The following is a 24,996-nucleotide window of genomic DNA, read 5'->3' on the forward strand; positions in this document are numbered from 1 at the left end:
ACACCGGCGGACGCCGAAGACTCCCCGCACTGCGGGGACGGGCGGAACCAGGGGTCAGGCGGCCGAGACCGCGAGACCCGGAGCACGCGGGCGAGCGTGACCCGGCGCATCCGGATCGCTCTGCGTGAGCTGGACGGAGACGCCGATCGCACGCTGCGGGTGGGGAGAGGACCCCGCGGCCGAGGCGGGAACGTCGACGAGGGCGAGCGTGAGCGCCAGCACCGTGACGACGGCGACCGCGGCGACGGCGACTGCCAGGGCGCTCGGCTCGCGCATGGCCGAGGCGCCGAGGATCTCGAGAAGGAACCGGAGCACGACGGAGGCGGTCTCCTGCATGGTGACCGCCTTTCGCTGGTGAGCCTCACGCTAACATGGCGGCCTCGAAGCCCGGGGGAGTGCCAGAATCCTGCCATGTCTGCACCGCGCACCGAGCTCAAGAGCACCGGCTACGAGATCTTCATCGGCCTTCTCTCCATCCTGTCGATCTTCAATCTCGTCCTCGTCTACACGGTCGTCGAGGATCCTGGGCTGCAGCAGATCCTGAACGTGATGAACGTCCTGTTCAGCGCGATCTTCCTGGGTGACTTCACGTACCGCATCTTCACGGCGCCGTCGGCCGGCGCCTACTTCTTCCGGCATTTCGGGTGGGCCGATCTGCTGGCCAGCCTGCCGTTCCCGCAGGCGAAGATCCTCCGCGTGTTCCGGCTGGTGCGGGTGTCGCGGCTGCTCCGTGACATCGGACCGCGGGCGATCTGGCGCTCCATCACGCGCGACCGCGCCGGCAGCGCCCTCCTCGTGCTGCTCCTCATGGGCATCCTCGTGCTCGAGTTCGGCAGCCTGATGATCCTCCGGGTGGAGGAGTACGCGAAGGGCGCCAACATCACGTCCGCGTCCGACGCCCTCTGGTACACGATCGTCACCATCTCGACCGTCGGCTACGGCGATCAGTATCCGGTGACCGAGGCCGGACGCCTCACGGGAACCGTGATCATCGTGATCGGCGTCGGCATCTTCGGCACCTTCACCGGCTACCTGGCGAACCTCTTCCTCTCCCCGCGCAAGCGCGACGCTGAGTCGGATGCCGCGACCGCCACGGCCGACTCGGAGCCGGATGCCGGTCCGGCCGTCGTCGCCGCCGTGCCCGACCAGGCCGGTGCGACGCTCGAAGATCTGCGCACGCTCCTCGCCCGGTCGGAGGCCAGTCTCGCCGAGGTGAAGGCGCTTCTGGGCGGAGCGGATGGAGCCCCCGGCCGTCCGGCATGAGCGAACGACACGCGTTCGAGGGCCGCTCCGATCGCATTCCCGCGTGACGCCGTGTTGCGCTGCGTCACGGCGTGTGACGCAGAGTCGCGGCATATGTCGTCACACCGCGCGGCGGCGGCGCGGACGGCGTGAGCATGAAGACATGGCCTCCCCGCTGATCTCCGCGCTCGAGCTTGCGCACCTGCTGCGCGAGCACCGCACCGTTCGGCTGCTCGACGTGCGGTGGCGGCTCGATGTACCAGAGGGGCGTCCGGCCTACCTCGAAGGGCACCTCCCGGGCGCGGTGTACGTCGACCTCGACCGCGAGCTCGCCCGGCGCGACGATCCACGTCAGGGGCGGCATCCGCTCCCGCCGCGTGAGCAGCTGCAAGCCGCCGCGCGGCGCTGGGGGATCGACGACGGCGACACGGTCGTGGCGTACGACGATCTGCACTCGGTGGCCGCGGCGCGCGCATGGTGGATGCTCACCAGATCCGGTGTCGACATCCGGGTGCTCGACGGGGGGCTGCGGGGCTGGCTGACCGAGCGGCTGCCGCTCGAGACCGGCGACGTCCTGCCCCGCCCGGGCAACGTCGAGCTGCGCGAGATCGCCCACGGCGTCGCCGACATCGACGACGTCGAGGACTGGCCCTGGAAGGGCGTGCTGCTCGATGTGCGCGCGCCCGAGCGCTATCGCGGTGATGTGGAGCCGCTCGACCCGGTGGCGGGACACATCCCCGGCGCTGTGAACCTCCCCACGACCACCCACCTCGTCGCGGGGAAGTTCCGCCCCGCCGCCGAGATCCGTGCGGAGTTCGCGGCCGCCGGTGCCGTCGAGGGCGTTCCGGTCGCGGCGTACTGCGGCTCGGGCATCGCCGCCTCGCACACGGCGCTCGCCGGCGCCATCGCCGGCATCGACGTCTCGGTCTATCCGGGCTCCTGGAGCCAGTGGTCGCACACACGCGGTCGTCTCGTCGCCGTGGGGCAGACCCCGGCGGCCGAGGCAACCGGCTGTGACCGAGCCGCTCATCGTCGGCGCCATGGTGCGCACGCTCGGCGCATACCCGTCGGGCTGGCGGTACCCGGGAGCACACGCCGATCCCCGGACGGATGCCGCGATCCTGCGTCGCGTCGCCCGCCTCGGCGAGGACGCCGGCCTGGACTACCTTTTCTTCGGCGACTGGCTCGCCACCGGGCCCGACCTCGAGTTCCGGGATCCGTACCTCCTCGCCCGCATCGACCCGGTGAGCGCGGTGCTGTTCCTCGCCGGCATCACCGAGCGCGTCGGCCTCATCGCGACGGTGAACTCGACCTACGCCGACCCGTACGCGATCGCCCGTGCGACGGCATCCCTCGACCTCCTCTCCGGCGGTCGGGCCGGCATCAACCTGGTGACGGGCGCCGAGCCGCGTGCCGCGGGGAACCACGGCCGCGACGCCCACGCCGACAACACCGCACGATACGACCGCGCCGACGAGTTCGTGCAGGCACTGCGGCTGCTGTGGGAGTCGTGGGATGACGACGCCTGGATCGCCGACGCCGATGCCGGGGTGCTCATCGACCCGCGCGGCCTCCGTGCGGCAGGACTCGAGGGGACGCAGGTGCGCGTCGCGGGCCCGCTGAACGTGGCCCGGCCGCCGCAGGCGCATCCGCCGATCGTGCACGCCGGCACTTCGCCTCGGTCCCGCGCGCTCGCCGCGACCGAGGCGGACCTCGCCCTCATCGCGGGGCCCGATCTCGCGTCCGCCGTCCAGGCGCGCACTGAGCTCCGAGCACTTGCACAGGCCTCGGGCCGCGATCCCGACGACCTGAAGGTGATCGTCCCCGTGCTTCCTGTCGTGGCGGAGACGGATGCCGCGGCCCGCGCGATCGTCGACCGTCTGCTGCTGCTCGTGCCCATCGACGACGGGTCGTCCGGCCACGCGGACCGCGAGGCCTTCCCGCCCCACCGATCGCTCGGCGCCTTCCTCGACGCCGCCGGGGTCGCACCCGACGATCCGGTGCGCGCCGCCTCTGTCGACGACGCAGTACCGGCTGCCGTGGCCGCCCGTTTCGACGAGCCGGCCGCGCGCACACTCGAGCTCGTGCGGGTGCGCACCGGCCGCTCGCCCGGCGGTGAGTCGCCGATCACGTGGCGTCATCTCATCGCCGCGCACGCCGTGCCCGCGGCCTTCGTCGTCGGCGGGCCGAGCGTGATCGCCGACCACTTCGAGCAGTGGCGCGAGGCGCGCGCAGCCGACGGATTCAACGTGCTCTCGGCCTTCCAGCCCGCGCAGTTCGAGGCGTTCACGCAGCTCGCGGCGCCGGAGCTGCGCCGGCGCGGACTGCTCGGACGCACCGGCGAGACGCTGCGCGAACGGCTGTCGCTCGGCGCCCCGCGGCTCGTGCACGGACGCGTCCCCGTCGGCTGAGACGCCGTGCACTGTTACGCCGCGTGAAGCGGTGTGACGCCCCGGGGCGAACGGTGAACGGCGGTGACATCCCGGCAGGCGGGCTCGGCGCCTGCCTCCCTAACGTGGCCATCACCTTCACCGCCGCACCCGGCGCTCCTCCACCCGAACAGCACCAGGAGAAACCATGTCCCGTCCCGCATCACGCGCCCTCGCCGGCGCTCTCGCGGTCCTGACCGCGGCGTCGCTCACCGCCTGCGCCTCCGGCGCGGCCACCGGCGACCCGCAGGCCGCGGCCGGCGACCCCGTCACCGGCGGCACGCTCACCTACCTCGAGCACCAGACGTACACGAACCTCTACCCGCCGCAGGCGGGGTTCTACCCGAACGGCGGCCTCGTCAACAACATCGCCGCCCGGCTGACGTGGCAGAACCCCGAGACGCTCGAGATCGAGCCGTGGATCGCCACCGAGTGGACCGTGAACGCCGACGCGACGGAGTACACGTTCGACATCCGCGACGACGTCACCTTCTCGGACGGAACGCCGCTCGATGCGGCGGCCGTGGCGAAGAACTTCGACGTCTACGGACTCGGCGACGCCGACCTGGGGCTCACGGTCTCGGAGGCGATCAACAACTACGCGTCGAGCGAGGTCGTCGACGACGACACCGTGACGTTCCGCTTCGCCGCCCCGGCCCCGGGCTTCCTGCAGGCCACCTCGACCATCAACTCCGGCCTGCTCTCTCCTGACACCCTCGACCTCACGCTGGAAGAGTTCGGCGCCGGCAACGCCACCGAGATCGTGGGCGCCGGTCCGTTCGTGATCACCGATGAGAAGCTCGGCACCGAGCTGACGCTCGAAGCCCGCGAGGACTACGACTGGGCGCCGCCGAGCTTCGAGCACCAGGGCCGCGCCTACCTCGACGAGATCCACCTCATCGTCACGCCCGAGGACAGCGTGCGCATCGGCTCGCTGCTCGCCGGCCAGGCCGACTACATCCGCTACGTGCAGGCCTTCGATGAGGAGCGCGTGGCCGGCGCCGGGTTCGAGGTGCACGCCCCGCAGACCCGCGGCGTGAACAACGGCCTGAGCCTGCGCTTCACCAACCCGCTGCTCAGCGACCTCCGCGTTCGTCAGGCGCTCGTCGCCGCAGTCGACGCGCAGGAGGTCGTGGACACGATCTTCACCGAGAACTACCCGGTGGCCACGTCCGCCCTCAGCTCGTCCGCGGTCGGCTATAAGGACGAGTCGGCGCACTACGCCTATGCCCCGGAGAAGTCGGCCGACCTGCTCGATGAGGCCGGCTGGACCGAGGGGTCAGACGGCATCCGCGAGAAGGACGGCGAGCGCCTGTCACTCACGGTCTACGAGGCCGCACCCCAGCCGCTCTCGAAGCAGACGCTCGAGCTCATCGCCCAGCAGCTCAAGGAGGTCGGCGTCGAGCTCAACGTGAAGGCGGCGGACGCCGGCACCTACGCCGAGGACATCAAGGATCCGCTCAAGACCCCGCTGTACCACTCGATGGTCGGCCGCGCGGACCTCGACGTCATCAAGAGCCAGTTCTACACGAAGAACCGCAACACGCTGCTGTCGGACGACGCCGAGCTCGACCGCCTCCTCGAGGCCGTCGCGTCGGAGCCCGACGCCGACGCGCGGATCGCGGCGTCCCAGGCCGTCCAGGACTACCTCGCCGAGCAGGCGTACGTGATCCCGCTCTTCGAGGAGCCCCAGGTGTACGGCACCGCCCCCTACGTCCACGGCGTCGAGTTCGAGTCGGTCGCGAGGCCGCTGTTCTACGACCTGTGGCTCGACAAGCAGTAGGCGTCGGGAGCCGAATCCATGCGCTACGCGCTGAGACGCGCCGGGCAGGCCGCGATCGTCCTGATCGCGGCCTTCACGGCCACCTTCATCCTGCTGCAGCTGCTGCCGGGCGACGCGATCCTGATCAAGTACGACAACCCCGAGCTGGGGCTGACGCCGGATCAGATCGAGTCGATCCGGGTGGCCTACGGCGCCGACGTCCCGTGGTGGGAGCAGTACTTCGCGACGCTCGGGGGGTACGTCCAGGGCGACTTCGGGTACTCCACCCAGTACGGCACGGGCGTGCTGCAGCTGATCGGCGAGGCGCTGCCGGCGACGGCGGCACTGGCGGCGCTCGGGTTCCTGCTCGCGGCCCTGATCGCCACGGCCATCGCGTTCCTCTCGACGCTGTCGCCGTTCGGGTGGCTGCGTGAAGGGCTGCGGGCGCTTCCCGGGCTGTTCGTCTCCGTGCCGGTGTTCTGGCTCGGCATCCTCCTCATCCAGGTCTTCTCGTTCGGACTCGGCTGGGTGCCCATCGTCGGCGCCGATCCCGTCGCCGGGCTGGTCCTGCCCGTGATCACCCTGGCGGTGCCGATCTCCGCGCCGCTCGCCCAGATCCTGGTGCGCAGCATCGACGATGTGCAGCTGCAGCCGTTCGTCACGGTGGTGCGCGCCAAGGGCGCCTCGCCCTCGTGGGTGTTGTGGCGCTCGGTGGCCCGCAACGCGATCCTGCCGACCCTGACCATCGCGGGCGTGCTGTTCGGCGAGCTGATCGGCGGGGCGGTGGTCACCGAGACGGTCTTCGGGCGTCCCGGCATCGGCCGGCTCACGGAGCAAGCCGTCGCGAACCAGGACATCCCGGTGCTGCAGGGCATCGTCGTGGTGGCGGCCTTCACCTTCGTCGTCGTGAACCTCGCGGTGGACCTCGCGTACCCCGTCCTCGACCCGCGGCTGCGTCAGACCGCGCGCCGTACCCGGGTCGGATCGACCCAGACCCCCGTGGAGGTCGTCGCATGAGCGCCGCCGTCGTTCCCGCCGAGACCACGCCGACGGCGGATGCCGCGCGGGACGAGGCATCCGGAACCGTCCTCGACCCCGTCGCACGCGATGCCGGAGCCGCGCTCGGACAGCCGGTGCGCCGCTCGTCGGCCGCCCGCCTGTTCGCCGCCGGCCGCCAGCCGTCGTGGACCCTCGTCCTGGCGATCGCGGTCATCGTGGTCGCCGTGCTGTGGGCGGTCGTGCCCTGGCTGTTCACGAGCCAGAACCCGATCGAGGGCGTGCCCGCCGACAAGCTGCTCGCTCCGAGCGCGGCCCACTGGTTCGGCACCGACGCGATCGGCCGCGACCTGTTCTCGCGGGTCGTGTACGGGGCGATCCATTCGCTCTCCGGCGCGCTCATCGCGGTGACGGTGGGGCTGGCGGCCGGCACGCTCATCGGGGTCGTCGCCGGCTCGGTGGGCGGCGTGCTCGACGACATCCTGATGCGGATCGTGGACGTGCTGCTCTCCATCCCCGGACTGCTGCTGTCGCTCTCGATCATCATCCTGCTCGGCTTCGGAACCGTGAACGCGGCCATCGCCGTGGGTGTGGGCAGCGTCGCGTCGTTCGCGCGGCTGTCGCGCTCGGAGGTCGTCCGGGTCCGGCGCACCGACTACGTCGAAGCCGCGTTCGGCAGCGGCGGCACGTTCGTCTCGGTGCTCGCCCGCCACGTGCTGCCCAACTCGCTGACCGCCGTCATCGGCCTCGCGGCGCTGCAGTTCGGCGCTGCGATCCTCGCGATCTCGACCCTGGGCTTCCTCGGCTACGGAGCGCCGCCGCCCACTCCCGAGTGGGGCCTGCTCATCGCCGAGGGACGCAACTACGTCGCCACCGCGTGGTGGCTCACCACGCTCCCCGGTCTCGTGGTCGTCATCGTCGTGCTGAGCGCCAACCGCATCAGCCAGTCCATCGGAAGGGGAACGCGATGAGCGTGCTCAGCATCGAGGGCCTGCGCGTCTCCTACGCGTCGCGCACCGGACGCCGCGAGGTCGTGCACGGTGCCTCGTTCGAGGTCGGCGAGGGCGAGGTCGTGGCCCTGGTGGGCGAGTCGGGCTCGGGCAAGTCGACCACGGCGCACGCCCTGCTCGGGCTCCTGCCCGAGGGCGGCTCGGTCGACGCGGGGTCGATCGAGCTCGGCGGGGTCGACATCACCGGATGGTCGCCCAAGCGGCTGCAGAGCGTCCGCGGCGCCCAGGTCGGCCTCGTGCCTCAGGACCCGGCGTCGTCGCTCGATCCGGTGCGGCCGATCGGGGTGCAGGTCGCCGAGATCCTGCGCCTGCACGCCCGCACGGCAGGGGGCACGCGCGATCGCGCGGCCCTCCGGTCCCGCGTGATCGAGCTGCTGGAGCGCGTCGGCCTCGACGATCCCGAGCTGCGCGCCAAGCAGTACCCGCACGAGCTCTCCGGCGGTATGAGGCAGCGCGTGCTCATCGCGATCGCGATCGCCCTGCGGCCGCGGCTGCTCATCGCCGACGAGCCCACCAGTGCGCTGGATGCGACGGTGCAGCGGCGCATCCTCGATCTCATCGACGACCTGCGGCGCGAACAGGGCACCTCCGTGCTGCTGGTCACGCACGACCTCGGCGTCGCGGCCGACCGGGCCCAGCGGGTGGTCGTGCTGAAGGACGGCGCCATCGTCGAGCAGGGGCCGACCGCCGACATCCTGTCGTCGCCGGCCGACGCCTACACGCGTCAGCTCCTGGCCGACGCGCCGGCGCTCGCGACGGCCGACTTCCGGCGCCCGGCTGCGCCGCTGTTCCTGCGGGATGCCTCGGCCGCCGCGGCGGAGAACCCCTACGCCATCGTGGCCGACGGGCTCGTGAAGGAGTTCGCAGGGCGGGGCCGCGAGCGCTTCCGCGCCGTCGATGACGTCTCGTTCCGCGTGCGTCGCGGCACCACGCATGCGCTCGTCGGGGAGTCGGGCTCGGGCAAGACCACGACCGCACGCCTCGTCACCCGGTTCCTGCATCCCGACGCCGGGCGGATCGACCTGGACGGGCAGGACATCGCGGGTCTCCGCGGCGATCCGCTCCGCCAGCTGCGGCGCCGCATCCAGCTCGTCTACCAGAACCCGTTCTCGTCGCTCGATCCGCGGCAGAGCGTGGAGCAGATCGTGGCCGAGCCGCTCCACAACTTCCGCGAGGGCACGCGCGCCTCACGCCGGGCGAGGGCGGCCGAGCTGATCGATCGCGTGGCGCTTCCGGCGGACGTGCTCGAGCGCTCGCCGCGCGAGCTGTCGGGCGGCCAGCGCCAGCGCGTCGCGATCGCCCGGGCGCTGTCCATCGGGCCCGACGTGGTCGTGCTCGACGAGGCCGTGTCGGCCCTCGACGTCACCGTGCAGGCGCGCATCCTCGAGCTGCTCGAGTCCCTTCAGCAGGAGCTCGGACTCACCTACCTGTTCATCTCGCACGACCTCGCCGTGGTGCGCCGGCTCAGCCACACCGTCTCGGTGATGCGGCGCGGCCGCGTCCTCGAGGCCGGCAGCACCGAGGACATCTTCAGAGCCCCCGCCCACGACTACACGCGCGAGCTGCTCGCCGCCGTGCCCGGACGATCGGAGGTCGCGGCATGACCGCGCCGTCACTCGCCTTCTTCACCCGACTGCTCGACGAGGCCCCTCCGGCCGAGCGCTACCGGCTGGCGACCGATCAGATCCGCCACGCGGAGCGGTTCGGCATCCAACGCGCCTGGGTGGCGCAGCACCACTTCCGCGCCGCCGAGGGCGGTCTGCCTTCGCCCTTCGTCTTCCTCGCGCACGCCGCCGCCGCGACGAGCGAGATCCGCCTCGGCACCGGCGTCGTCACGCTCCCGCTCGAGGATCCGGTCCGGGTCGCCGAGGACGCCGTCGTCGCCGATCTGCTGTCGGGCGGCCGCATCGACCTCGGGCTCGGCAGCGGGGGCACGCCGTCCTCCTTCGTGCCCTTCGGACAGGATGTCGCCGCGAAGGCCGCGGTCTACGACCGCAAGCTCACGACCCTGGTCGATGCGCTCGAGGGGCGCGAGATCGGCGGCGGGAACACACTGCATCCGGATGCCGGGACCCTCGCCGATCGCATCTGGCAGGCGACGTTCTCGGCGCCGGGCGGCACGCGCGCCGGCGTGCACGGTCACGGCCTGCTGCTCTCGCGCACGCAGCCGCGCCCGGCGGACGCGCTCGGCGCCCCACTGTCGGCGCTGCAGAACCCGATCATCGACGCGTACATCGACGCACTCCCCGCCGGCGCGCTGCCCAGGGTGACGGCATCCCGCACCGTGTTCGTGGCCGACGACCGCGCCGATGCGCTGCGGTTCGCCGAGGTCGGCCTGCGTCGCGCGGCGGAGGGCTTCCGACGCGCCGGCCAGACCATTCCCGGCGACTCGCTCGACGAGCTCATCGTCGCCCTCGACACCCATCTCGGCACGCCCGAGGAGGTCGCCGCGTCGCTCGCCGCCGATGCGACTCTCAGCCGCGCCGCCGAGATCGCGTTCCAGGTGCACTCGGTCGACGCGCCCCACGACTTCGTGCTGCGCTCGATCGAGCTCTTCGCCACCGACGTCGCGCCGGCCCTCGGCTGGGCCACCCGCGACGCCGCCCTCAGTCCGCTCGGAAAGGAATCCTCATGACCAGCCAGACGATCGATGTGGTCGACGACCTCACGGGCCTCCGGCCCGGTGCCCCGCTCGACGCGGTGCGGCGCCGCCGCCCGGTGACCCGCGACCAGCTGCAGGCCAGCTTCGAGGCGCTGTTCTCGCCCGTCGACGACTCGGAGTTCCCGGTCGCCGAGCGGGCCCTGGTCGCCGCATTCGCGACACGGGTGACGACGGACGACGAGACCTCGGCCGCCTACGCCGATCGCGCCCGCCGGGCCGACCCCGAGCGAGCTGAGGCGGTGCTGGAGGAGGCATCCGCCGCCGCCACCGCCGGGCCGTTCGGCGCGTACGTCGAAGCAGGGCTCCAGGGCGAGAGCACCGATGGCGCGCGCTACGAGCCCGGCCCCGCCACCCGCGACCTGCTCGGCGATCGCCTGGCCGCAGCGCTCGCGCACGCGCACCTGCTGACGGCGCGCCCGCGCGAGGCGAGTGCCCCGGCCCTCGATCGGCTGCTCGACGCCGGCTGGAGCATCGACGGCATCGTCACCCTGTCGCAGCTCGTGTCGTTCCTCGCGTTCCAGCAGCGGGTGGCCGCGGGTCTGCGTGTGCTCGCCTCGTCCGCCACCCCGACCACCGAGGAGGTCTCCGCATGAGCGGCGCCACCACCGACGTCCGCACCTACGTCTACGACGCTCCCCACCCCCACGCGTTCACGCGCGCCGAGGTGGGCTGGGTGCCGTGGCTCGAGCCCTTCCCCGAGGATCAGCTCACCGAGCGCCACTACGACGGGCTCGTCGACCGACCGCGTGCCTCGAGCGACTACTTCCGGCTGCTGGTCCGCGACCCTGAGATCCTGCGGGCCCGCACCCTCGTCGACAAGGACATCTTCTACAACGTCGCCGAGGGGCTGCCCCGCGCCGAGCGCGAGCTCGCCGCGGCCGCGGCCTCCCGCGTGAACGGCTGCGTCTTCTGCGCCTCGGTGCACGCTCGCTTCGCGGCGCACTACTCGAAGCGCGCCGACCTCGTCGACCAGCTGCTCGATGAGGGCATCTCGACGGATCTGGGCGAGCGCTGGAACGCGATCGTGGCCGCGGCGGAGGCCCTCACCGTGACCCCGATCGCGTTCGATGCGACCCACGTCGATCGGCTGCGGGATGCCGGGCTCGACGACCTCGAGATCTCGGACGTCATCCACGGCGCCGCCTTCTTCAACTGGGCGAACCGCCTGATGCTGTCGATCGGGCGGCCGATCGCCCCCGCCGAGGACGCGGCGCCGTGACCGCGGTCGTCGGTGGCCGGCCGCTGAGGGTCGTCGGCGTCTCGGGGTCGCTCCACGAGCCGAGCCGCACGACCGGGCTCGTGCGGGCGATCCTCGACGAGGTCGCCTCCCGCACCGGCGCCGAGCCCACGCTGATCGAGGTCACGGCGCTCGGGCCCGGATTCGCCGGTGCGCTGCGGCGCGACCAGGTGGCACCCGAGGTGGAAGAGGCGCTGGAGCTCATCGAGTCGGCCGACCTGCTCGTGGTCGGCACGCCGGTCTACCGGGCCTCGTTCACCGGGCTCTTCAAGCACCTGTTCGACTTCGTCGGGCAGTACGAGCTCGTGGGGACGCCGGTGCTGCTGGCCGCGACCGGGGGCGGCGAGCGGCACGCGCTGATCCTCGATCACCAGCTGCGTCCGCTGTTCTCGTTCTTCCAGGCGCTCACGCTGCCGGTCGGGGTCTACGCCTCGGATGCCGATTTCACGAGCGACAGGCTCGTGTCGCCCGACATCCGGCGCCGGGTCGCGCAGGCCGTGGACCGGTCGCTTCCCATCGTCGAGCAGGCCTCGCTCGTGCGCTCCTCGGAGTACGTCACGACCTGGTGAGCGGGAACGCGAAGAGGGGCGGAGCCGCATCGGCTCCGCCCCTCTTCTTGCGCCGGTCAGACTCCGACCGGGACCGCCGCATCCGCTCGCGCCTCGTAGCGGTTGCCCGGCACGGGCAGGCCGAGGTTGCCGCGCAGGGTGTCGGACTCGTACTCGGACCGGAAGACGCCGCGATCGACGAGGATCGGCACGACCTCGTCGATGAACCGGTCCAGCTGCGCCGGGTGGGCGGCGTGGATGTTGTAGCCGTCGACGCCGTACGCCTCGAACCACTCCTGAAGCCGGTCGGCGACCGTCTCGGCCGTTCCGACGAAGGCGCCGGGCGCGCGCTGCAGGCTGTTCTGCACCACCTGGCGGAGCGTGAGGCGCTGCTCCGCCGCGAGAGCCGCGATCCGCTGGGCTCCGGTGCGGAAGCTGTTCTCGGCGAAGACGAGGGTCTCCTGCGGGAACGGCGCGTCCAGGTCGTACTGCCGGAAGTCGTGCCAGCCGAACGAGCGCCCGAACTCCGCGAGGGCCTGATCGAACGAGTGGTCCGTGCTCCGGTAGTGGCGCTCGAGCTCGCGCGCCTCCTCGTCGGTGTCGCCGACGATCACACCGACGCCCGGCAGGATGACGAGGCCCTCGGGACGGCGGCCGAACGTCCGCACCGCGCGACCCTTGATGTCGTCGTAGAAGGCCTTGGCCTGCGTCAGGGTCGCGGCGTGCGTGAAGATGCCCTCTCCCACCTCGGCGCCGAGGTCGCGGCCCTGCGTCGAGTCCCCGGCCTGGAACACCACCGGGTGCCCCTGCGGCGGGCGCTCCAGATTCAGCGGCCCTGCCACCGAGAAGTGCTCCCCGCGGTGGTTCAGCGCATGGAGCTTGCCGGGATCGAGGAACTGCCCGGTGCCGCGGTCGCGGGGGAGTGCGTCGGTCTCGTACGAGTCCCACAGCGCCTGCACGACCTTGACGTGCTCGCTCGCCCGGCCGTAACGGGTGTCGTAGTCGTAGTGCTCGTCCCGGCCGTAGTTGCCGGCGGTGCCTGCGTCGCCGCTCGTCACGACGTTCCAGCCGGCACGTCCGCCGCTGATGTGGTCGAGCGACCCGAACCGCCGGGCGACGTTGTACGGCGAGTTGTACGAAGTGGTCAGCGTGCCGACCAGGCCGATGCTGTTGGTGCGGGTCGCCACGCCCGACAGCAGCGTGAGCGGCTCGAGCCGGCTGAGGTAGTGAGGAGGCGAGTCGGGGGTGATGAACTGGCTGTCGACGATGAAGACGAGGTCGAACTTGGCCGCCTCGGCCTTCTGCGCGTGGGCGATGTACCACTCGATGTCGACGCTGGCGTCGGCGGGGACGGCAGGATCGAGCCACAGGTTGTGGTTTCCGGGTCCGCCCGCACCGGTGAGCACGAGTCCGAGTTTGAGTTGGCGCTTGGTCATGGTTCGGTCTCCTTCAGACGCCGGCCGTGGCGGGCTCGGGTGCGCGGGCATAGCGGTTCTCGGGGACGCGCAGCCCCAGGTTGCCGCGCAGGGTGTCGGCCTCGTACTCGGTGCGGAAGATCCCGCGATGCTGCAGCAGCGGCACGACCTCGCTCGTGAACGCGTCAATGTCGTCCGGCGTGCGCAGGCGGAGGTTGAGGCCGTCGGCGGCGCGGCCGAAGAACCACCGCTCGATCGTGTCGGCGACGGTCTCGGGCGTGCCGATGAACGGGGACGGCGTGTACTGCGTGAACTCCAGCACCGTCTCGCGCAGGGTCAGGCCGCCCTCGCGGGCTCGCTGCAGGATGCGACCGCCCCGCGTGCGCCCGCCGCGCTCGGCCTCCTCGGTGAGATCCGGGAACGGCGCGTCCAGGTCGTGGACCGAGAAGTCGTAGGCGCCGAACGCGCGCCCGAAGGCGGCGAGCTTGCGGTCGAAGTCGTTGTCGGACTCGTAGATCTCGCGCGCCAGGCGGTGGGCCTCGGCATCCGTCGACCCGATCACCGGAGTGGCCCCCACGAGGATCACGAGATCGTCCCAGTCGCGGCCCACCGCGGCCAGGCGCCCCTTCACATCGGCGTAGTACGCCACCGCGGAGTCGTAGTCCTCACCGGGCGCGTAGATGCCCTCGGCGACGTGAGCGGCGAGATTGCGGCCCTCCTCCGAGACGCCCGCCTGGAAGATCACGGGCTGACCCTGCTGCGAACGCGAGAGGTTGAGGGGACCGTCGACCCGGAAGTGCTCGCCCCGGTGATTGAGCGCGTGCAGCTTCTCGGGATCGAGGAAGACTCCGGCCTCGACGTCGGCGACGAACGCGTCGTCCTCGTAGGAGTCCCAGAGTCCGCGCACCACCTCGACGTGCTCGAGGGCGCGACCGTAGCGCGTCTCGTAGTCGAGGTGCTCGTCGAGTCCGTAGTTGCGCGAGGTGCCGGTGTCGAAGCTGGTCACGACGTTCCACCCGGCGCGGCCGTGGCTGATGTGGTCGAGCGAGGCGAATCGGCGGGCGACGTTGAACGGCGAGTTGTACGTAGAGCTGAGCGTGCCGATCAGGCCGAGGTGCGTGGTGTGCGTGGCGACGGCGGACAGGAGCGTGAGCGGTTCGAGCCGATTGAGGTAGTGCGACGGGTAGGTGGCGTTGATGAACTGGCTGTCGACGATGAAGAGCGCATCGAGCTTCGCCGCTTCGGCCTGCTTCGCGCGGGCGATGTACCAGTCGATGTCGATGCTGGCGTTCGCCGGGATGCGCGGGTCCTTCCACAGGCTGTGCTGGCCGGGACCCCCCACCCCGTAGACGCTGAGGGCGAGCTTGAGCTTTCGTTCGGACATGGTGGACTCCTCCGTGTGGCGTGTCAGGGGGTTTCGAGCAGGCGACGGAGCTCGGCCCGCCGCTCTCGGTCGATCGCGCCGGCGGAGAGCGTCGGCGCCGAGCCGACCAGCAGGCGCGTGTAGGGGTGGACGGGGCGGTTGACGACGTCGCTGGTGGCGGCGACCTCGACCAGCTCGCCGCGGTAGAGGACGATCGTGCGGTCGGTGACGCCGGCGACCGAGCCGAGATCATGCGAGATGAAGACGATCGACGTGCCGCTCGCGCGGAGCGAGTTGAGGATCTCCAGCACTCCGACCCGGTTCGCGGCGTCGAGCGCGCTCACCGGCTCATCGAGGATCAGGACCCGTGGCTCGGTCGCCAGTGCGCGCGCGACGAGCACGCGCTGACGCTGCCCGCCCGACAGCTCGCCGGGGAACCGCTCGAGCAGATCGGGATCGAGGCGCACCTGCTCGAGGCGGTAGGCGATGCGATCGTCGATCTGCTGGCGCGACAGCCGCCGCTGCACCTGGAGCGGCTCCGACAGCGACTGGCCGATGGTGAGATCGGGATCGAGCGCGCGCAGCGGGTCCTGGAACACGTACTGGATGACGCCGCGCCGGCGGAAGTCGCGCCACTGGCGGGCGCCGAACCCGGTCACATCCTCGCCGGCGATCCGCACGTTCCCGCTGCTCGGACGCACGAGTCCCACGATCGCGCGGGCCAATGTGGACTTGCCCGATCCGGTCTCCCCGATCAGTCCGACCGACTCGCCCGCGCGCAGCTCGAACGTGGCGTCGTGGATCACCCGTGCGCGGTCGCGGCCGGCGCCGAACGAGACGTCGAGGTGGGCGACCTCGACGACGGGCTCGGACTCCACCGGCTCAGGCGACACGTCGCTCGCCTTCCTCCGACGCGGCGCCTGCGAGGCCGGCTTCGAGCGCGGCGGCGTCCTGCGTGCGGAACCGGTCGAGGCCGTAGTGGTTGTGCTCGTCGATCAGCAGCTTCGTGTAGTCGTGCGACGGGTCGAAGAGGATCTCCGCCGTCGGTCCGTGCTCGACGACCGTGCCCTCGCGCAGCACCAGCACCTCGTCGCAGGTCTGCGCGACGACCGCAAGATCGTGCGACACCACGATCAGCGAGAGACCGTGCTCGGCCCTGAGGTCCAGCAGCAGGTCGAGAATCTCGGCCTGGACCGTGACGTCGAGCGCGGTCGTCACCTCGTCGGCGATCAGGATCTGGGGGTCGAGCGAGATCGCGCTCGCGATCAGCACGCGCTGCAGCATCCCGCCCGACAGCTCGTGGGGGTAGCTGCGGTAGACGCGCTCCGGGTCGCGTAGCCGCACATCCGAGAGGAGCCGCAGCGCACGGGCCTTCGCCTCGCGACGACGGACGTGTCGCTTGACCCTGATCGCCTCGGCGATCTGCGCGCCGACCGGGATCGAGGGGTTGAGGTAGGAGCCCGGGTCCTGGAACACCGCGGTGATGCTGGTGCCGCGCAGCTCGGTCCACTCGCGCGCCGTGAGGGTCGCCGCATCGCGTCCGAGCACCTCGATGCGGCCGCCCGACACCTCGAAGAGACGGGGGAGGATGCCGAGCACGGCCCGGCAGGTGAGGGTCTTGCCGCTCCCGGACTCGCCCACGATGCCCACCACGTGACCGCGGCGGAGCTCGAAGGACACTCCGTGGACGACCTCCTCGCCGGTGTGGCGATGGCGGATCCGCACGTCGTCGACCCGCAGGATCGCCTCGCCGTCGGACGCGACGCTGCCCGCGTCGGAGACGGTCTCGGTGGGTGCCGTGCGCACCGCGCTCAGGATGTTCGTCATATCGTGCTCCTCAGGCCTTCGCGGCGGCCGGCTGCGGCGTCGCGTCGTTCTTGGTTCGTCGGTCGGAGTCGTGCTCGGCGAGCAGCGCCCGCCCGGACTCGCCGGCGACGTCGCGGATGACGTCGGCGAGCAGGTTGAACGCCCACACCGTGAGCATGATGAGCGCCGTCGTGAACAGCGGCGCGTAGGGGCGATAGTTGAGGTAGCCGAGGTCGGAGGCGAGTACCCCGCCCCAGGTCGGAGCCGGAGGCTGCACGCCGATGCCCAGGAACGTGAGGCTCGCGACGACCACGAAGCCGACGCCCATCGTGTTGGCCAGCGCCACGGCGATCGGCGGCAGGACCTTGCTCCAGACGTGCGTCCGGACGATCCACCCGGTCGAGGCGCCGGACAGGATCGCCGCCTCGACGTACTGCGACCGGGCGACCGACAGGGTGGCGGCGCGCGCGACACGGTAGAACAGCGGTGAGACGAGGATGCCGACGGTGAGCATCGCCTGGGGGATGCCGTTGCCGAGCAGCGCCGTCACCGCCACCGCGAAGACCAGGAACGGCAGCGCGATGAGCGTGTCGACGAAGCGCAGCGTGAACCACTCGAACGTCCGGCCGAGGTAGACCGACAGGATGCCGGGGATCGCCCCGACGAAGAGGGCGATGACTGCGACCTGCACCGCTCCCAGCACGCTGATCGTCGCGCCGGCCAGGATGCGGCTGAGGACGTCGCGGCCCAGGTAGTCGGTGCCGAGCCAGTGCGTCGCGCTGGGATGCGCGAGCGCGTCGTCGGTTCCCTGCAGCGGGTCGTACGGGGCCAGGAGCGGCCCGAACACGGCGAGGAACGCGATGAAGAGCAGGAATGCGACGGCGAAGCGCCCGGTCGGCAGGCGGAGGATGCGCCGGATCACGTCAGACCCCTCTCGCGGCGGCCGGGTTCAGCCGGACCAGCAGCAGATTGACCAGCAGGTTGAAGAGCACGACGAGCACGATCGCGACGACCAGCACGCCCTGCACCGCGGGGACGTCGCCCCGGCTGGCGGAGTCGGCGGCGAACTTGCCGTAGCCGGCGAGCCCGAAGATCGCCTCGGTCACGACGGCACCGCCGAGCAGGTTGGGAAACTTCATGCCGAGCACCGTGAGCGCGGGCCCGCTGCCGTTGCGCAGCACGTGGACGAGGAAGATCCGCCGCGGTCCCAGGCCGCGGACGACCGCGCCGGTGACGTAGTTCTCGCGGTAGGCCTGGATGAGGCCGACGCGCATCTGGCGGGCGACATCCGAGACGGTGTCGAAGCTCAGGGCGATGGCCGGCAGCCACAGGTGCCAGAGCCAGAGGCCGACGCCGCCCGTCTCGATGGGGACGTAGCCGGCCGACGGGAACCAGCCGAGGCCGACCGCGAACACCGCGACGAGCGTGATGCCGACCACGAACGACGGCATGACGGAGATGAAGGTCGTGACGGCGGTGATGGCGCGATCGATCCAGGTGGTCTGGAAGACGGCGGCGAGGACGCCGAGCAGGAACCCGAAGACGATTCCGATCAGCAGGGCCAGGCCGGCGACCGACAGGCTGATGATCGCGCGCGAGATCAGGAGCTCCGACACGCTCGCGCCGTTGTACCAGCTGTTGCCGAGGTCGCCCTGGAGGATGCCGGCGAGCCAGTCCCCGTACTGGACGATGAACGGCCGGTCGAGCCCCCACTCGTGCTCCAGCGCGGCGACCTGCTCGGGAGTCGCCGACTCGGACAGCTGCAGGTGGGCGGGGCTCAGCCCGCTGAGGTCCTGAAGGGCGAAGGTGATCAGCGTGGCGAAGAAGAACACCGTCGCGAAGACCATGGCCGAGTGGAGCAGGAACCTCAGCGTGCGGTGCGCGCCCACGCCGCCGCGGCGACGGACGCCGGTCGGCGAGGGTGATGGCACCGCGACGGCGGGCGGCGCGTCGAGTGAGGCGACAGCCATGTTGTGCTCCTTCGGTCGGGGTGGCGGTGCCCGGCGCGCGGCCGGGCACCGCCGGGTGTCACGGCTCGATCGTCACTCCGGTGAGGTGGATCTGCCCCGGGATCTGGGGGAGATCCGACACCTTCGGCGACTTCACGATGAGCGTGGGGTTGCCCACGGTGAAGATGAGGGCTCCGCTCTGCAGCCCCAGGCGGGTCGCCTTCCGGAGGTTCTCGGCGTAGGCCGGGTCATCCAGCGGCGTTTCGCGAGCGACGGCGATCGCCTCTTCGAAGCCCTCGGGGACCGACGGGCTCGACAGGTTGAGCGGGCCGTCGGCGCCGAAGTGCGCGGTCAGCGTCTGCACCGGCGACTCGCGGCCCGTCGTGCCGTACGACGAGAGCGTGAGGTCCTTGGCGAAGAACGGCCCGGCCCAGTCCGGCGCGACCTTGATGTTCGCGGTGATGCCGATCGCCGCCAGCTGCGACTGCACGATCTCGTTCGACACGGACTCGGCGCTCACCACGAAGTCGACGACGATCTCGCCCGGCTCGTAGCCGGCGTCGGCCAGGATCTCGCGGGACTTCTCGGGGTCGTAGGGCCAGAGGTCGGCGGACTCCTCGTCGTAGGCGATGTAGCCCTCGGGGAAGGGCTGGGTCGTGGTGTAGCCCTTGCCGAACGTGACCTTGTCGAGGAACTCGTCGCGGTCGATCGCGTGGCGCACGGCATCCACGACCGCGGGGTCGTCGAACGGCGCCTTGTTGGTGTTCAGGCTGATGTTCGCCGCGGAGTACACCGGGTGCTGGGCCACATCCAGCCCCGCCTCGACCGCGGCGTCGTACTGCGCGGCCGCCAGCCCATACGAGAAGTCGTAGACGCCGGTGCTGATCGAGGCCACCAGGGTCGACGGCTCGGGCGCCGCGGAGAGCTCGACGCGGTCGATGTGGATGTTCTCGGCATCCCAGTAGTCGTCGTTCTTCTCGAAGTAGATGTGCGACTCGGGAACGTACTCGACGACCGTGAACGGGCCGGCGCCGACCGGCCACTGGTCGAGCTTCGCGGGATCCTCAGCCGCCTTCGGGCTGGTGATCTGCGCGGTCCGGCGTCCGAGCAGCAAGGGGATCTGGTGGTCGACCTGGGTGAGGTGCACGGTCACGTCCAGCTCGGTGTCGGCCGTGACGCTGTCGATCGAGGTCAGGTCGCCGAACAGTGCTGAGTTCTCCTGCGTCTTCGCCCGCTCGAGGTAGAGCTTGACCGCCTCCGCGTCGACCGGCTCGCCGTCCTGGAACTCCAGCCCGTCCCGCAGGTGGAAGGTCACGGCGTCACCGGCGTCGTTGTACTCCCAGCTCTCGGCGAGGCCCGGAGCCGCGTTCCCCTCCTCGTCGATCTCGGTGAGCGAGGCGTACGCGAGAGCGGTGAGGTTGAAGCTGAAGCCGCTGCCCTGCACCACCGGGTCCCAGTGTGCGGGGATCAGGGCGGCCCAGCGAAGAACCGCCGGCTCAGTGCTCTCGGGTGCCTCGGAGGAGGCTGCCCCGCTGGCGCAGCCGGTGAGCGCGAGAGCGCCGACCAGAGCGGCCGCGACAGCCGCCCGCGCGGCGGTCAGTTTGTTTGCCATGACAAATCCGTTTCAATCGGGTGACTTTGTATCAGCATGGGAACCGGAGGCCCCTCGCCGCGATCTCGGCGGAAACACGCGGTAACGCGACCTCGCCCGGACGGCTTTCGTGGCCGGATCGAATGGATGCCGAAGACGAAAGTGTGCCCAAGGAATGGGCTTTGTGCACTCGTCGCTTCGCACGGTTGCGAACCATTGCGGTTTGTGTCGGTCAGGGGCGGACCGGAGGCTGCCCTCCGATCCGCCCGGATGCCGTCATCCGCCGACGGTGACGCCCTTCCAGCTGAGCTGCCCCTGAATCGTCGGGAGATCCGACACCTCCGGGGACTTCGCGTAGAAGGCCGGCACCGTGTACAGGTGCACCGTGGGAGAGGTCGCCACGCCGGCGCGGGTCGCCTCGCGGAGGAGGCGCGCGTAGTCGGGGGAGTCCAGCGGCGTCTCGCGGATCCGGCGCAGCGCCGTCGTGAACTCCTCCGACACATAGGGCGAGCTGAGGTTGAGCACCCCGTCCCGGTCGTAGTTCGCCGTCAGCGCCTGCACGTGCGAGTCGCGCCCGAAGTAGCCGTACAGCGCGAGCGCCGTCCCCTTGCCGAAGTAGCCCACGCGCCAGTTCGGATCGATGTCGATCGTCACCTCGATGCCGATCTCGCCGAGCTGCTCCTGGATGATCTCGGCCGACGGGTTCTCGGCCGAGATCGACAGGCTCACCGAAACGTCGCCGGGCTCGTACCCGGCGTCGGACAGGATGTCGGCCGCTTTCGCCGGGTCGTAGTCCCAGACGTCCTCGGACTCCTCGTCGTAGGCGATGTACCCGGGCGGGAAGGGCTGGTCGACGGCCTTGCCGTGACCCAGCGTGACCTTGTCGACGAGCTCGTCCCGGTCGATCGCGTGCTTGATCGCCTCCACGACGGCGGGATCGGTGAACGGCTCCTTGTTGATGTTGATGCTGAGGAAGTTGACGAACCAGGCGTACTCGTCACCGAACCAGACGTCCAGCGCGGCATCCTGCGCCTCTTTGACGGCCTTGGCCTCGATGAATGCGAAGTTGTACACGCCGGTCTGCAGCGACTTGACGATCGTCGATCCGTCGATGCCGAACTCGATCTCGATGCGGTCGATGTGGATGTTGTCGGCGTCCCAGTAGTCGTCGAACTTCTCGAGCACGATGCGGCTCTCGGGGACGAGCTCGACCACCTTGAACGGCCCGGCGCCGATCGGCTCCGACACGTTGAGCCGGTCGGGGTCGGCCGCCCCAGCCTCGGCACTCGTGATGAGCGCACCGCGGACGCTCAGCAGATACGGGATCTGGTAGTCGACCTGCGTGAGGTGGACGGTGAGCGTCAGGTCGTCGTCCACCGTGACGGTGTCGATGGTCGCGTAGTCGCCGGCGAGCGCGGAGTTCGCCTGGGTCTTGGCCCGCTCGATGAACGCCGCGATCGCCGCGGCGTCCACTGCGGTGCCGTCGTGGAACGTCTGGTTCGGCCGGAGGTGGAAGGTGACCGCGTCGCCGGCGTCGTTGTACTCCCATGACTCCGCGAGCCCCGGGGCCAGCGCGCCCGTCTCGTCGATCGAGGTGAGCGATTCGTAGATGGGTGTGAGGAAGCGGGTGGACGCGGTCGACCCGGCGACGATCGGATCCCAGGTGGCGAACGGCTGCGTGACGGCCCAGCGCACGACCTGCTCCGCGTCCGCGCCGCCGGCGCCGGCCTGCGGGGCGTTCGAGGCGCAGGCCGACAGGGCGAGGACGGCGGCGGTGGCCAGCGCGAGGGCGCGAGCGAGTCGCGGTGCTCGCGTCCTCTTTCGGACGGCGATGGGTGTGGGGGACATGGGGATCCTCTCTCGGATGCGGCGCCCGGCGTGGGTGCGGGCATTCGCCGAGTGTGCGAACCGGTCCCCGGTGCGGCGACCGGCGACGCAATGCGCACACACAGTCGGTCACAAAGGTTCACGTGCGGCACCTCCTGCGCCCCGGCGTTGTGCCGGCCGCGACCGGCTCACTACCGTCGGAACCCGCCGCACCCGCGGAACAGAGGAGGAGTCCTGATGACCGCCGTCACGAACGCCCCACGATCGGCCGAGCCGGCCGGTGGCTCAGTGCCCCGGATCGGCCACTTCGCCGTCGCGCCCGTCACCCGCGACCCCGAACGCGACTACCGTGCGATCATCGACCTCGCGGTGCACGCCGAGCGTTCCGGATTCGACACCTTCTGGGTGGCGGAGGGGCACGTCGCCACGAGCGGACTGCCCGCGGCGCTCGCCTTCCTCGCCGCGCTCAGCCAGCGCACGCAGTCGATCCGGCTCGGCACCGCGGTGATCACGCTCGCCTTCGAGAACCCGCTCGCGCTCGCTGAGACGGCCGGAGTCGTCGAGGTGCTCAGCGGCGGCCGGCTCGAGCTCGGGCTCGGCAAGAGCAATCGAGGAGGCTGGTCATCGTCGGCCTTCGCGGCGTTCGAGCTGGACGAGGCCGACCGCGACGCTCTCTTCGCCGAGGCGCTCGAGCGGTTCCGCGACGCGCTGGCAGGGCGTTCGTCGGGACGCGAGGTGACGCTGCACCCGCCCGCCCGTCACCTGCGCTCGCGCATCTGGCAGGCGACGAGTCGCGCGACGACCGCCGCCGCTGCGGGCGCCGCCGGTGATGGACTGCAGCTGCACCGGAAAGCGCTCGAGGGGGAGACGGGCCGCGAGCAGTCGGCGCTGATCGACGCGTACCTCGACGCTCTCGGCGATCGCGAGCCTCGCATCGCGGTTTCCCGCGTGGTGCTCCCCGCTCACGACCGCGCCGAGGCGGTCGCGCTGTTCCGCCGCTACGCGAGCACCCGTGTGGAGTACTACCGGCGCTTCGACCACACCCGCCCCGTGGAGGAGCACCTGATCGACGCGAACATCGCCTATGGCTCCCCCGGCGACATCGCCGAGGCGCTGCGAGCGGATGCCGCGGCCCGCCGGGCGACCGAGATCCTGTTCAGCATTCCGCTGCCCTTCGATGCGCCCGAGTACCGGGACGGCATCGCAGCGATCTCCCGTGACATCGGGCCGCAGCTCGGCAGCAGTGCGCGGGCGCGGGCCGGCGCGACCGTGAGCTGAGCGCAGCGCGTGAGACGCCGGGGGCGAGGGTGGACCTCGCCCCCGGCGCGTCGTGCGTGTCAGCGGGCGGCGGCGATCGTCTCGCGCGCAGGCTCGACCGTGTGCGCCGGGGTCGCGGCCGGGCCCACGATGGGGGCGGATCCACGCCCGTACACGACGTCCAGGATCGCGTCGGCGTCGAGCGCCGTCGCGGTGCCGCGCCATCCGACATGGTGGTCGGGCCGCACGAGGGCGAACGGCGCGCCGTAGAGGGCTCGAGCGCTCGGGTCGTCGAGGTGCACCACTTCGAGGTCGATCGCACGCTGCACCGCCGCGGCCTCGAAGGCGGCCACGGCGGCCACGTCGTCCGACAGGACGAGCAGCGCGACATCGCTGCGGATGCGGTCGTACAACGTGCCTCCGTAGGGGTCGGTCACGCCGTTCGGCGCGCGATGCCCGGGACGTCCGCCGGGCTCGAAGACCGAGGCATCCCACGGCTCCTCCGTCTCGCGCTGCTCAGGCTCGTACCAGACGGCGGGGGAGTCGTCGTAGCGCTCGTCGAACTGCACGCCCCAGTCGGGCCCGGCGCCGCGGGCGAGGATTCCGCCGATCACGCGCCGTCGCTCCTCGGCCTCCGGGGTCAGGTCGTCGTCCGCCGGGAAGCCCAGCGCCCTGGCCTCGGCGACGTTGCGCTCGGAGTCGTCGGCGCGGCGCTTCGCCGCGGCCCCGACCCGCCGGTTGTGCGGGCGGCGCTCGCGGTCGTAGGAGTCCAGAAGCGCATCGCCGCCGGTCTGCCGCAGCACCGCCGCGAGCTTCCAGCCGAGATTGAACACGTCCCCGAAGCCCTCGCCGAGGTTGCCCCCGGGCGTCCGGACGTGGGCGGCATCACCGACGAGCAGCGCGCGTCCGCGGCGGAACTCGCGGGCCAGGCGCGTGCTCTTGAAGTACGGGGTGGCATCGAGCAGCTCGAGCTCGACCGGCGATCCGAACGCGGCACGCGCCAGGCGCAGCAGCTCCTCAGTGGTCGGGACGTGGTCCAGCGGGAACGGCCCCGCGTAGACGCGCCAGCTGTTCTCATCGAGGGCCGCGAGGAAGCCCGAGTGCACATCGTTCACGATGACGTTCGTTCCGCTGGGGAACGGGTCGCGCCCTCCGTAGTCCCCCACGGTGCGCACCACGAAGCGGAAATGCCGCTCGGTCGCGTACGCGCCTTCGCGCTCGATGCCGGTCAGCTGTCGCACCGCGCTGCGGGCGCCGTCCGCCCCGACGACGTACTTCGAGCGCACCACGCGCCGGGCGCCGAGCTCGGTGTGCTCGAGGGTGGAGGTCGCCCCGTCGGAATCCTGCTCGAGGGCGACGAGCCGCCATCCGCCGGCGACCACCACGTCGATGTCCGCGAGCTGATCGAGGAACGCCTGCTGCAGCGCGGTCTGCGGGCGGCGGATCGACGATGCGAACGAGTAGGGGTGCACGGGACGCGTGTCGAACGGCGGGCGTTGAACGGCGCGCAGGTCGTGGCCGGCGAGCGATGTCCGCAGCTGCGTGCCGAGGTTCCACTCCGGCGGGAAGGTCCAGCCCCGGCGCACGCGATCGGCGACGCCCCACTGCTGGAAGAACTCGACGGTGCGAGCCGAGTGGCCCATCGCGCCGGCGCGCTCGAGACGGAAGGATGTCGCGGCGTCGACCACCGCGACATCGACGTGGTGCCGGTGCAGGTCGAGGGCCGTCGCGAGCCCTGTCGGCCCGCCGCCGACGACGAGCACTTCGACCTCCCTCGGCGGCGTGCTGCGGGGCAGCAGCACCACGTCGACGTGCCGCTCTCCGCGGCTGATCTCATTCTGGGCAACCATGTGCAAACCTCCGGTGGTGGGAACGGAGACATTGTTCGCCCGGGAGGTGATG

General features: G+C 71.2%; 21 protein-coding genes and 1 pseudogene. 12 read left to right on the forward strand and 10 right to left on the reverse strand.

Annotated features, from left to right (window positions below):
- Window positions 1-54: 54 nt before the first annotated feature.
- Window positions 55-336, reverse strand: coding sequence for a DUF6412 domain-containing protein (locus SOM19_RS11915; RefSeq protein ID WP_320486823.1), 282 nt, complete (start codon window positions 334-336; stop codon window positions 55-57).
- 75 nt (window positions 337-411) lie between these two features.
- On the opposite strand from SOM19_RS11915, the gene SOM19_RS11920 reads away from it, so the two are divergent.
- The 11 genes and pseudogenes from SOM19_RS11920 (at window position 412) to msuE (ending at window position 11,907) form a co-directional block, all read left to right on the forward strand.
- Window positions 412-1,263 carry a potassium channel family protein gene (locus SOM19_RS11920; protein ID WP_320486824.1) on the forward strand — a complete coding sequence of 284 codons (852 nt, stop codon included), beginning with the start codon at window positions 412-414 and terminating at the stop codon, window positions 1,261-1,263.
- 142 nt (window positions 1,264-1,405) lie between these two features.
- A pseudogene (locus tag SOM19_RS11925) lies at window positions 1,406-2,140 on the forward strand (sulfurtransferase); the annotation flags it as partial.
- Window positions 2,141-2,255: 115 nt separating this feature from the next.
- The gene (locus SOM19_RS11930) at window positions 2,256-3,653 is read left to right on the forward strand and encodes an NtaA/DmoA family FMN-dependent monooxygenase (RefSeq protein ID WP_320486825.1); all 1,398 of its coding nucleotides are present in this window, start codon (window positions 2,256-2,258) and stop codon (window positions 3,651-3,653) included.
- Window positions 3,654-3,819: 166 nt separating this feature from the next.
- Window positions 3,820-5,454 (forward strand): TIGR04028 family ABC transporter substrate-binding protein, encoded by a 1,635-nt coding sequence (locus SOM19_RS11935; protein WP_320486826.1) that lies wholly within the window; start codon window positions 3,820-3,822, stop codon window positions 5,452-5,454.
- An 18-nt stretch (window positions 5,455-5,472) separates the two neighbouring features.
- Window positions 5,473-6,450 carry an ABC transporter permease gene (locus tag SOM19_RS11940; protein WP_320486827.1) on the forward strand — a complete coding sequence of 326 codons (978 nt, stop codon included), beginning with the start codon at window positions 5,473-5,475 and terminating at the stop codon, window positions 6,448-6,450.
- Window positions 6,447-7,400 (forward strand): ABC transporter permease, encoded by a 954-nt coding sequence (locus tag SOM19_RS11945; protein WP_320486828.1) that lies wholly within the window; start codon window positions 6,447-6,449, stop codon window positions 7,398-7,400. The genes SOM19_RS11940 and SOM19_RS11945 overlap by 4 nt, the downstream gene beginning before the upstream one ends.
- Window positions 7,397-9,043, forward strand: a complete 1,647-nt coding sequence (locus tag SOM19_RS11950) for an ABC transporter ATP-binding protein (RefSeq protein ID WP_320486829.1) — start codon at window positions 7,397-7,399, stop codon at window positions 9,041-9,043. Before SOM19_RS11945 ends, SOM19_RS11950 begins: the two co-directional genes overlap by 4 nt.
- On the forward strand, window positions 9,040-10,074 hold the full coding sequence (locus SOM19_RS11955; RefSeq protein WP_320486830.1) for a putative FMN-dependent luciferase-like monooxygenase: 1,035 nt from the start codon (window positions 9,040-9,042) through the stop codon (window positions 10,072-10,074). The genes SOM19_RS11950 and SOM19_RS11955 overlap by 4 nt, the downstream gene beginning before the upstream one ends.
- Window positions 10,071-10,694 carry a CMD domain protein gene (locus SOM19_RS11960; RefSeq protein WP_320486831.1) on the forward strand — a complete coding sequence of 208 codons (624 nt, stop codon included), beginning with the start codon at window positions 10,071-10,073 and terminating at the stop codon, window positions 10,692-10,694. The genes SOM19_RS11955 and SOM19_RS11960 overlap by 4 nt, the downstream gene beginning before the upstream one ends.
- Window positions 10,691-11,320, forward strand: a complete 630-nt coding sequence (locus SOM19_RS11965; protein ID WP_320486832.1) for an alkylhydroperoxidase domain protein — start codon at window positions 10,691-10,693, stop codon at window positions 11,318-11,320. The genes SOM19_RS11960 and SOM19_RS11965 overlap by 4 nt, the downstream gene beginning before the upstream one ends.
- On the forward strand, window positions 11,317-11,907 hold the full coding sequence (gene msuE, locus SOM19_RS11970) for an FMN reductase (protein ID WP_320486833.1): 591 nt from the start codon (window positions 11,317-11,319) through the stop codon (window positions 11,905-11,907). The genes SOM19_RS11965 and msuE overlap by 4 nt, the downstream gene beginning before the upstream one ends.
- A 56-nt stretch (window positions 11,908-11,963) precedes the next feature.
- Here the strand turns inward: msuE and SOM19_RS11975 are convergent, their stop codons facing one another.
- From SOM19_RS11975 to SOM19_RS12010, 8 genes are all read right to left on the reverse strand, one after another.
- Window positions 11,964-13,322 carry an LLM class flavin-dependent oxidoreductase gene (locus tag SOM19_RS11975; protein ID WP_320486834.1) on the reverse strand — a complete coding sequence of 453 codons (1,359 nt, stop codon included), beginning with the start codon at window positions 13,320-13,322 and terminating at the stop codon, window positions 11,964-11,966.
- A gap of 13 nt (window positions 13,323-13,335) precedes the next feature.
- Entirely contained in the window at window positions 13,336-14,685 is a 1,350-nt protein-coding gene (locus SOM19_RS11980; RefSeq protein WP_320486835.1) for an NtaA/DmoA family FMN-dependent monooxygenase, read from the reverse strand.
- A gap of 23 nt (window positions 14,686-14,708) precedes the next feature.
- Window positions 14,709-15,557: an ABC transporter ATP-binding protein gene (locus SOM19_RS11985; protein WP_320486836.1), complete on the reverse strand. Its 849-nt coding sequence runs from the start codon at window positions 15,555-15,557 to the stop codon at window positions 14,709-14,711.
- Window positions 15,547-16,491 (reverse strand): ABC transporter ATP-binding protein, encoded by a 945-nt coding sequence (locus SOM19_RS11990; protein ID WP_320486837.1) that lies wholly within the window; start codon window positions 16,489-16,491, stop codon window positions 15,547-15,549. Before SOM19_RS11990 ends, SOM19_RS11985 begins: the two co-directional genes overlap by 11 nt.
- Window positions 16,492-16,501: 10 nt before the next feature.
- The gene (locus SOM19_RS11995) at window positions 16,502-17,392 is read right to left on the reverse strand and encodes an ABC transporter permease (RefSeq protein ID WP_320486838.1); all 891 of its coding nucleotides are present in this window, start codon (window positions 17,390-17,392) and stop codon (window positions 16,502-16,504) included.
- A gap of 1 nt (window position 17,393) precedes the next feature.
- Window positions 17,394-18,440 (reverse strand): ABC transporter permease, encoded by a 1,047-nt coding sequence (locus tag SOM19_RS12000; protein WP_320486839.1) that lies wholly within the window; start codon window positions 18,438-18,440, stop codon window positions 17,394-17,396.
- 58 nt (window positions 18,441-18,498) lie between these two features.
- Complete coding sequence (locus tag SOM19_RS12005; protein ID WP_320486840.1) at window positions 18,499-20,031, reverse strand: ABC transporter substrate-binding protein; 1,533 nt, start codon at window positions 20,029-20,031, stop codon at window positions 18,499-18,501.
- Between the two features lie 255 nt (window positions 20,032-20,286).
- The gene (locus tag SOM19_RS12010; protein WP_320486841.1) at window positions 20,287-21,858 is read right to left on the reverse strand and encodes an ABC transporter substrate-binding protein; all 1,572 of its coding nucleotides are present in this window, start codon (window positions 21,856-21,858) and stop codon (window positions 20,287-20,289) included.
- A gap of 216 nt (window positions 21,859-22,074) precedes the next feature.
- Between SOM19_RS12010 and SOM19_RS12015 the strand changes: the two genes are divergently transcribed.
- Window positions 22,075-23,115, forward strand: a complete 1,041-nt coding sequence (locus SOM19_RS12015; protein WP_320486842.1) for an LLM class flavin-dependent oxidoreductase — start codon at window positions 22,075-22,077, stop codon at window positions 23,113-23,115.
- A gap of 59 nt (window positions 23,116-23,174) precedes the next feature.
- Here SOM19_RS12015 and SOM19_RS12020 read toward each other — a convergent pair whose 3' ends face one another.
- On the reverse strand, window positions 23,175-24,944 hold the full coding sequence (locus tag SOM19_RS12020) for an FAD-dependent monooxygenase (protein ID WP_320486843.1): 1,770 nt from the start codon (window positions 24,942-24,944) through the stop codon (window positions 23,175-23,177).
- Window positions 24,945-24,996 lie beyond the last annotated feature (52 nt).

It is taken from the genome of Microbacterium sp. CFBP9034 (assembly GCF_034045255.1).
In the GTDB taxonomy this organism is placed as follows: Bacteria; Actinomycetota; Actinomycetes; order Actinomycetales; family Microbacteriaceae; genus Microbacterium.

Coding starts and splice junctions, on each gene's coding strand:
- SOM19_RS11980 (WP_320486835.1), bottom strand. CDS start 14,685: ATGTCCGAACGAAAGCTCAAGCTCGCCCTCAGCGTCTACGGGGTGGGG.
- SOM19_RS12010 (WP_320486841.1), bottom strand. CDS start 21,858: ATGTCCCCCACACCCATCGCCGTCCGAAAGAGGACGCGAGCACCGCGA.
- SOM19_RS11950 (WP_320486829.1), top strand. CDS start 7,397: ATGAGCGTGCTCAGCATCGAGGGCCTGCGCGTCTCCTACGCGTCGCGC.
- SOM19_RS11940 (WP_320486827.1), top strand. CDS start 5,473: ATGCGCTACGCGCTGAGACGCGCCGGGCAGGCCGCGATCGTCCTGATC.
- SOM19_RS11945 (WP_320486828.1), top strand. CDS start 6,447: ATGAGCGCCGCCGTCGTTCCCGCCGAGACCACGCCGACGGCGGATGCC.
- SOM19_RS11990 (WP_320486837.1), bottom strand. CDS start 16,491: ATGACGAACATCCTGAGCGCGGTGCGCACGGCACCCACCGAGACCGTC.
- SOM19_RS11920 (WP_320486824.1), top strand. CDS start 412: ATGTCTGCACCGCGCACCGAGCTCAAGAGCACCGGCTACGAGATCTTC.
- SOM19_RS11955 (WP_320486830.1), top strand. CDS start 9,040: ATGACCGCGCCGTCACTCGCCTTCTTCACCCGACTGCTCGACGAGGCC.
- SOM19_RS11960 (WP_320486831.1), top strand. CDS start 10,071: ATGACCAGCCAGACGATCGATGTGGTCGACGACCTCACGGGCCTCCGG.
- SOM19_RS12005 (WP_320486840.1), bottom strand. CDS start 20,031: ATGGCAAACAAACTGACCGCCGCGCGGGCGGCTGTCGCGGCCGCTCTG.
- SOM19_RS11915 (WP_320486823.1), bottom strand. CDS start 336: ATGCAGGAGACCGCCTCCGTCGTGCTCCGGTTCCTTCTCGAGATCCTC.
- SOM19_RS11965 (WP_320486832.1), top strand. CDS start 10,691: ATGAGCGGCGCCACCACCGACGTCCGCACCTACGTCTACGACGCTCCC.
- SOM19_RS12000 (WP_320486839.1), bottom strand. CDS start 18,440: ATGGCTGTCGCCTCACTCGACGCGCCGCCCGCCGTCGCGGTGCCATCA.
- SOM19_RS12015 (WP_320486842.1), top strand. CDS start 22,075: ATGACCGCCGTCACGAACGCCCCACGATCGGCCGAGCCGGCCGGTGGC.
- SOM19_RS11935 (WP_320486826.1), top strand. CDS start 3,820: ATGTCCCGTCCCGCATCACGCGCCCTCGCCGGCGCTCTCGCGGTCCTG.
- SOM19_RS12020 (WP_320486843.1), bottom strand. CDS start 24,944: ATGGTTGCCCAGAATGAGATCAGCCGCGGAGAGCGGCACGTCGACGTG.
- SOM19_RS11975 (WP_320486834.1), bottom strand. CDS start 13,322: ATGACCAAGCGCCAACTCAAACTCGGACTCGTGCTCACCGGTGCGGGC.